Origin of the sequence: Pseudomonas gregormendelii, from assembly GCF_017114825.1 — a bacterium.
GTDB lineage: Bacteria > Pseudomonadota > Gammaproteobacteria > Pseudomonadales > Pseudomonadaceae > Aquipseudomonas > Aquipseudomonas gregormendelii.
In genome coordinates this window covers 1-7,569 of sequence record NZ_JADEVO010000072.1, presented here as the reverse complement: position 1 = coordinate 7,569, position 7,569 = coordinate 1, and the positions used below count along the sequence as shown (strand labels likewise).

At 61.4% G+C, this 7,569-nt stretch carries 7 protein-coding genes; all 7 read right to left on the bottom strand.

Annotation, left to right across the window (positions count from 1 at the left end):
• The coding region (locus tag IMW75_RS26325) for an aldehyde dehydrogenase family protein (protein WP_205894252.1) at positions 1–854 on the bottom strand (854 nt) is incomplete at its 3' end.
• 156 nt (positions 855–1,010) lie between these two features.
• Positions 1,011–2,549, bottom strand: a complete 1,539-nt coding sequence (locus tag IMW75_RS26320) for an APC family permease (protein ID WP_045057626.1) — start codon at positions 2,547–2,549, stop codon at positions 1,011–1,013.
• Positions 2,550–2,701: 152 nt separating this feature from the next.
• A complete protein-coding gene (locus IMW75_RS26315; protein WP_045057625.1) occupies positions 2,702–3,724 on the bottom strand; it encodes a heme-dependent oxidative N-demethylase family protein in 1,023 nt (340 codons plus the stop codon).
• Positions 3,725–3,742: 18 nt separating this feature from the next.
• Positions 3,743–4,711 (bottom strand): PDR/VanB family oxidoreductase, encoded by a 969-nt coding sequence (locus IMW75_RS26310; RefSeq protein ID WP_045057624.1) that lies wholly within the window; start codon positions 4,709–4,711, stop codon positions 3,743–3,745.
• Positions 4,708–5,310 carry a dimethylamine monooxygenase subunit DmmA family protein gene (locus IMW75_RS26305; RefSeq protein ID WP_205894251.1) on the bottom strand — a complete coding sequence of 201 codons (603 nt, stop codon included), beginning with the start codon at positions 5,308–5,310 and terminating at the stop codon, positions 4,708–4,710. Before IMW75_RS26305 ends, IMW75_RS26310 begins: the two co-directional genes overlap by 4 nt.
• 350 nt (positions 5,311–5,660) lie before the next feature.
• Positions 5,661–7,088, bottom strand: coding sequence for a sigma-54 interaction domain-containing protein (locus IMW75_RS26300; RefSeq protein ID WP_205894250.1), 1,428 nt, complete (start codon positions 7,086–7,088; stop codon positions 5,661–5,663).
• Complete coding sequence (locus IMW75_RS26295; RefSeq protein ID WP_237142344.1) at positions 7,085–7,456, bottom strand: PAS domain-containing protein; 372 nt, start codon at positions 7,454–7,456, stop codon at positions 7,085–7,087. The genes IMW75_RS26300 and IMW75_RS26295 overlap by 4 nt, the downstream gene beginning before the upstream one ends.
• Positions 7,457–7,569: the final 113 nt, after the last annotated feature.

Here is a 7,569-nt window from a genome sequence, read left to right as displayed (position 1 = left end):
CGGCAGGCCGCCGTGCAATCCTGGCCGGCGTTGTAGAAACCAAAGGTGCGAATGCCCTCCACGGCGGCGTCGATGTCGGCGTCGTCGAAGATGATCACCGGGGCCTTGCCGCCCAGTTCCATGTGCAGGCGCTTGACGCTGTCGGCGGTGCTGGAAATGATGTTCGAGCCAGTGGCGATCGAGCCAGTCAGCGAGACCATGCGCACTTTCGGGTGGGTTACCAGCGGGCTACCCACCGTTGGACCACGCCCGAACACCAGGTTGAGGACGCCGGCGGGGAAAATTTGCGACGCCAGTTCCGCCAGGCGCAACGCGGTCAGCGGGGTTTGTTCCGACGGCTTGAGCACCACGGTATTACCGGCGGCTAGAGCCGGAGCGATTTTCCAGGCGACCATCATCAGCGGGTAGTTCCACGGCGCGATCGAGGCGATCACGCCCACCGGATCGCGGCGGATCATCGAGGTGTGGCCGGGCAGGTATTCACCGCCAGCCGAACCGCTCATGCAGCGGCTGGCGCCGGCGAAGAAACGGAACACGTCGGCAATCGCCGGGATCTCGTCATTCAGAACGGCGCTGTAGGGCTTGCCGCAGTTGTCCGATTCCAGCTTGGCCAGCTCTTCGCCGTGGGCCTCGATGACATCGGCAAGCTTCAACAGCAGCAGGGCGCGATCTTTCGGCGGGGTCTGTGACCAACCATCGAACGCCGCATCGGCGGCCCGTACGGCAGCATCGACCTGGGCTTCGCTGGCTTCGTTGATCTCCACCAGGACACGGCCCAATGACGGGTTGAACACGGCTTGGGCGGGGCCTTCGCCAGTGATCAACTGGCCGTTGATCAGGAGTTTGGTTTGCATGGGGTTGTCCTCTCTGAAGCAATTCTTGTTTTCAAACCGGACCCTTGTAGGAGCGAGCTTGCTCGCGATGGACGTCAACGATGACGAGGGCTGCCTGAATGCACGCGGCGCCCTCAGGTCCATCGCGAGCAAGCTCGCTCCTACAGGGGGTTGTTGTTAAATTGAAGGTCTGTTGATCGCCGCAGCGGACACATCAGCAGCCTTGGCCGGCGGCCTGGAGAACTTCCATGCATCGCCTGCAGGTGCTGTCCCCTTGTCGTACGGTTTCCCGAGCAACATGTAGACCAGGCCGGCACCCATCACCACCAGGGTGGTCAGGATCATCGAATAGTTGATGAACCACGGCGCATCCGGCGAGCGCGGCCAAACCATATTGATGATCGCGCAGACGCCATAGATCAGCGCGGCGAGGTTCACCCACAGGCCCCAGGCGCCGAGGGTGAACTGCCCGTTCGGACGCCAGCCCTTGGCGCGGGCGATCAAGGCCGCAATGACGATCAGCTGGAAGGCGACATAAATACCAATGGCCGCGAAACCGACGATGGTCGCCACCGCATCGGCCATGAACATGCCGAGGCAGACGATGCCAGCCGGCACCAGGCCGCTGATCAACAGGGCGAACGACGGCACGTGGTTGCCCGACAGCCGCTTGAGCAGCGAGCTGCCGATGATCATTTCGTCACGGGCATAGGCAAACAACAGGCGGCTGGCGGCCGCTTGCAGGCTCAGTACGCAAGAGATGAACGACACCATCACCACCGCCATCACCAGGCGCGAACCCACCGGGCCGAAGGCGTTGGCCAGAATGGTCGCTACCGGGTCGGTGTCTTCACCAGCGAGGACCTTGGCCATGTCAGGCACCGACAGGATCAGCGCCAGGCAGGCGAACATCGCCGCCGCACCACCGATGTAGATGGTCATGCGCATGGCTTTGGGAATGCGCTTGCCAGGGTTTGGCGTTTCTTCGGCGACATCGCCGCAGGCCTCGAAACCGTAGTACTGGAACAGGCCGGCAAGCGATGCCGCAAGGAACGCCGGCAGGTATGAACCGTTGACTTCGAGATTGAAAGTGTCGAACAGCACGCTGAACGGCTGGTGCCGTTCAAAGATCAGCAGGTAGCCACCCACCAGGATGGCGCCGACCAGCTCGCAGAGGAAGCCGAACATCGCCACCCGCGCCAGCAGCTTGGTGCCGACCAGGTTCAGCGCGGTCGACAGTGCAATGATCGTCAGGGCGATATAGATATTGGCCTCGGGCCCCGGATTGAAACCCAGCATGATGGCCAGGTAAGGTCCCGCACCGACTGCGACGCCGGCGATGGTTGCACACAGCGCCCAGGCGTAAACCCAGCCGACCATCCACGCCCAGCGCTTGCCCACCAGACGGCGCGCCCATGGATAGACCCCACCGGAGATGGGGAACTGCGAGACGATTTCACCGAAGATCAGGCACACCAGCAATTGCCCGGCGCCGATCAGCAGGTACGACCAGAACATCGGCGGGCCGCCGGCGGCCAGGCACAGGCCAAACAGGGTGTAGACGCCGACCACCGGTGACAGGTAAGTGAAGCCCAGGGAAAAATTCTCCCACAGGCTCATGCTCCGATTGAAATCCGAGCTGTAGCCGAGGGCGCGGAGTTGTTCCGCGTCCTGATCGGCGCTGCTGCTTGCACGCGTGTTGGATGAGCCACTCATTTTATTTCCTCATTATCAATGGCAGTGGATTGCGGTGCTGGCGGGTTGGCCCGCCAATTATTGGATACCTCGAACCTGTGGGAGCCAGCCTGCTGGCGATGGCGACTTCAAGGCAGCCATCGCCAGCAGGCTGGCTCCCACAGGGGCTCGCGTCAGGGTTTGGGTTCGGTGTCGTACTGCGAAAGCCATTCCACCGCTGCATCGCGATAACGGCTGAAACCCTTGTAATCGACCAGTTGCTGGTTCAAGTCCCGCAGCACCCGGTGCATGCGCCGCGCCCATGCGGGGTTGGTGGCGATGTCTTCGAGGCTGAGCAGATAAGTGCGAATCGGAAACACGATCGCGTTGCTGCGAGGCAGGCGGTGCAGTGGCTGTAACTCTATGCGCAGGTACACCAGCTTGCCGGCGTTCTGTGCCGTTACGATGGTGCGGTCCGGTGCCCATTCCGGCAGGCTTTCGGCGGAGACTTCCAGGCGCGGGTTGACCGTCAGTGACCAGTTCAGGCGACGCACCGGATGCCCGGTGCGCAAGCGCAACAGGAACTTCAAGGCGCGGTCGAGCATGCCGATCTCCTTGACCAGCGGCACCGGGCCGTGGAATTCCTCCCAGCTCATGCCCAGGTTGAAGCGCAGTGAGTAATCGGCACGTTGGGTGGCGATGCCGGCGCCCCAAAACAGCGTGCCGTCGCGTTCTTCCTGCAACACCCAATCGCCCTGGGCCTGACGGGTCACGTATTCCATCGGCTCGTAGGGCAGGGTCGCTGGATCACCGAAGGTGAAGTGGTCATCAATGTCCAGCAGACGGTTGGTCCAGTGCCACTGGCGGCCCTCGCGCTGCAGGCTGAAGTACTGCGGATAATCGCGGGCGTAGGACTCCATGATCAGTTCCAGCAAGTCCCACTGCGCCTCCATCATGTGAGGAGCCGAGACGTAGTGCATTCCCGGGTCTTTATCCAGGGTGATCGCCCGGTCCTTGCACTCGCTGATGTAATGTTCGTCGATGTCGAAAGCAGCGCGAAACGCGCCATCGCCTACCGGGACATGCGGCTCGAGATTCATCGAGTACATGTAGTCGTCATCAGGGAATGGGAAGGGCGCGCGGGCGATGGTTTCCGGGCTGTTGGCGAAGGTGTAGTCGTCGCGGTAGGTTTCGTCGGGATTGAATTTGATATTCATTTTTATGTTTTCCGTCGATCAGAGGTCGATGACCAGGCGATTGCATTTGGCGCGGGATACGCAGGGCATGATTTTCTTGCGGCTGGTCTTGTCCTCGTCCGACAGCCAGTCATCGCTGTGCAGCAGCTCGCCATCGAGTTCCAGTACGGTGGTTTCGCAATGGCCACAGGCGCCGCCACGACACAGGTAAGGCATGCTGTAGCCGGCGGCTTCTACCGCTTCGAGCATGGTCTGGTCGGGAGAGACTTCGATGGTCGTACCGCTGCGGCCGAGGGTGAAACTGAAAGCTTCGCCGCCGCTGCTTTGCTCCAGGAATCGCTCGAAGTGCACATGGCTGTCGGTCCAGCCCAGTTCCCGGGCGCACCCCAGCGTGGCGTCGATCATGCTGTCCGGGCCGCAGACGTACACGTGGCTACCCAGCGGGCGGTCGGCCAGGACCCGGCCGATGTCCATGCGCGAGTCGACACCCTTGCGATACAGGTGCACCTGTTCGCCATAGGTGGCCTGCAATTCCTTGCCAAGTTGTGCATGTGCTTCGCCGCGCACCGCGTAATGCAGTTCAAAAGGCACCTTGCTCAGGCGCAGTTCCTCCAGCTGCGAGATGACCGGTGTAATGCCGACGCCGCCCGCGATAAAGATGTGCAGCCGCGCCTGCTTGATGAGCGGGAACAGGTTGACCGGTGGCGTCACCTCGATCACATCCCCTTCGCTGACATCGTCGTGCAGCGAGACCGAGCCGCCACGACCGCTGTCCACCCGGCGCACGGCAATCTGATAACTGCTGGTGTCGTACGGCGAACTGAGCAGTGAATAGGGGTTGCGCAGGGTGTTCTGCGAGTGGGCGATCAGCACCACCACGTGGCTGCCACCGGAGAACGCGGGCAGGTGAGCGCCGGTCGGCGACACCAGGGTGAAGCGCTTGATTTCCGGGGTCACCGCTTCGATGCGGGCTACGCGCAAATTTAATGTGCCGTTGTTCTGGCTCATGTGTCGAGCTCCTCGGCTTCGGGCAATTCACCCGGGACTTCAGCATCGGCCTTGACCGCCTGGAAGGCGGCCAGGCGACGGGAATAATGATCGCGCACCACCAGCGTCACGCCGCAACCGGGGCAGTCGTAGACCCGTTGAGTGACGTTCTCGGTGTAGGTGTCGCAATGCACGCACCAGACCCGGCGTACCAGGGTGCCGGAATGCTCGCGTAGCACTTCGTCGCTATTGAGGTCGAAATGCGTGGCCACTTGCATGGCGCTGCCGAGAAAGCTTTCCGAGCCGGCGAGGTACAGGCGGGTGCCCATACGCGCTTCGCCTAGCAGGGTCCTGAGTGCTTCGATCAGCGCCTGATTGGACGGGTGCACGTGCAGTGGAAGCTGCGAATGCTCCTGTAACTGGCCGAGGAAATCCTGCCCGGAGAAGGACTCCTGGGAATACAGCAGGGTAATGGGGCCCGCAGAGGCGGCCATCTCGTCCAGTAATCGCAACATGGCGCGCCCGCCACTGCCCTGGCCGGCGATGATGTGGTGCAGACCGCCTGGCAGCGGTTCCAGCCGGTCATAGACCGGTCGGCTTTTGATCCCGGTGATCAACATTTTTATTATTCCTCCTGGCTACCGGCGCGGCGGTAAAGCCGGCCTTGTGCAAAGCCCAACGATGGTGGGTTGCAGATAGCAGGAGCACAGGTCGTGCCAGTTATATAAGTCTATGAATCCAAAGGGATATGTTGTTTGGTGAAGAAAGGAGAAAGGCAAAAGTAACTGGATATGTATGCGTTTCCGCAGCGCTTGCAGGTGAGAGTGGGTCCTGTAAGGGCCCTGTAGGAGCTGTCGAGTGAAACGAGGCTGCGATCTTTTGATCTGGTTTTTGGAGGAGCCAGAAGATCGCAGCCTCGTTTCACTCGACAGCTCCTACAACAGCTCCTCTACTCTGCTACCTTTTCAAATCACTCGCGCTGCAACTTGCGAATCAACGTGCCAATGTCGATACCCAGGTGCACCGCCGCCTTGCGCTTGCTGCCGCACAGGTGCACCGCCCGGAGGATCACCTGGCGTTCGAAATGCTGGACCTGCAGCTTGAGGTTCTGCTGCGCATCCTCTTCGTCGGCCAGTTGGGCATTCAGTGATTCCCGAGAGCGCTGCGGTTCGAGCATTTCGGCAGGCAGATGATGTTCCTGTGCTTCATCATCGGCGAGGACGGCCAGGCGCTCGAAAATGTTCACCAGCTCGCGGATGTTGCCCGGGTAGTCGTAGCTCAGCAGCCGCTTGCGACAGCCCGCTGAGAGGCTCAGGGACGGTTCACGGTCTCCATTGATGCGGCTGAGCAGAATGTCGATCAGGAAGGGCAAATCATCACGATGCTGGCGTAACGGCGGAATTTCCACCGGCAGCACGGCCAGGCGGTAGTACAGGTCGGCACGAAACTCGCCGAGGCTGACCAGGTGTCGCAAATCCTTGTTGGTGGCTGCAATGACCTGCACCTGCACGGATTTGCTCAGGGGCGAGCCGACCGATTGAATGGTGCTGTCTTCGAGAAATTTCAACAGCTTGGCCTGGACGTGCAACGGTATCTCGCCGATCTCGTCGAGGAACAGCGTCCCGCCGGCAGCCGCTTCGATATAGCCTTGCTTGCCGCCCGCCAGCGCGCCGGTAAAGGCCCCGCGTTCATAACCGAACATCTCCGATTCGAACAGGCTCTCGGGAATGCTCCCGCAATTGACATGAATGAACGGCCGATCGCCCCAGCCCGCTGCTCGGTGTATGTGTCGGGCGATCGCAGTCTTGCCCACTCCTGGTTCACCCAACAGCAACAGGCGCGCGCGTCGACGGAAGGCGCGCACGCCCGTGTCGGCGATGCCTGAGAGCTGTGGGGACAGATGCAGCGCGTTATCTTGCGGGTCGCGCAGGCCTTGGGATTCAACCGGCCTGGCGCCCAGGGGCGCTCGGCGTTGCGGCTGGCTGCCGTCAAAATCTTTCTGGGTCAGCATGCGAAAAGGCTTTTCATAAGCCCCGGTGGGAATCGCATGGGTGCTGCTGAGCAGCACGCGGCCCTCTCGGGAACGCGTCAAGGCGCTGTTGCCGCCGCGATTGAATGCCGCTTGCAGGTCGTCGTAGTTGAGTGCAGAGCGCTGGAAAAACTCACTGTCCGATAACCCGATGGCCTGCTGTTTGGACAGTCGATTGACCCGCTCGGCGGCCAGGTTGAGAAAGCGTACGCGGCCTTCGCCGTCAGTCACGATGAGCGCCTCGCTGAAGCTGTCGAGGAGGGCGTGCAGGGCCGGGGTCTGCAGTAACGCGCCGAGCACTTCGCTGCTGACATTGACCGAAGAGCGCATGCCCATCTGCAGGCTGGGTGGCAGGTTCGAGTCTTTCATGGGTGCAACTCTTGGGTGCCCACGCCCTGGCGCTGACGGAACACTGCAACGCGCCAGGCCACGCCTTCGCGAATCAGGATGCGCGAACAGTGCACATCGAAGTCCGGCGCACGCCCACTCAAATCCGGCAGCGGCAGACGGTGCCAGGTGCGTTCCGGCAGTGCGTTATCCAGCAACAGGCGAGCGATACCCGCGCCGTTGGTGATGCCGAAAGTCTCTTCAAACACTGCGTTGCGCCATTGCGGCTGCAAGTGTTCGTCAATCACCAGCACGGCGTCCGGTACTGCATCGAACACTCGGCGCAACGCATCTATGCGTTGTTCTGCATCGTGTTGCATGCGCAGTTCCTGGCTGACTGGGGATTCCATGACCATCCGGACACCCATTCCACCAACATCCGGACACTGATTCCACGCTGATCCGGACACTCATTCCACGAGCATCCGGACACCGATTCCACGGCCATCCGGACACTTTCAGG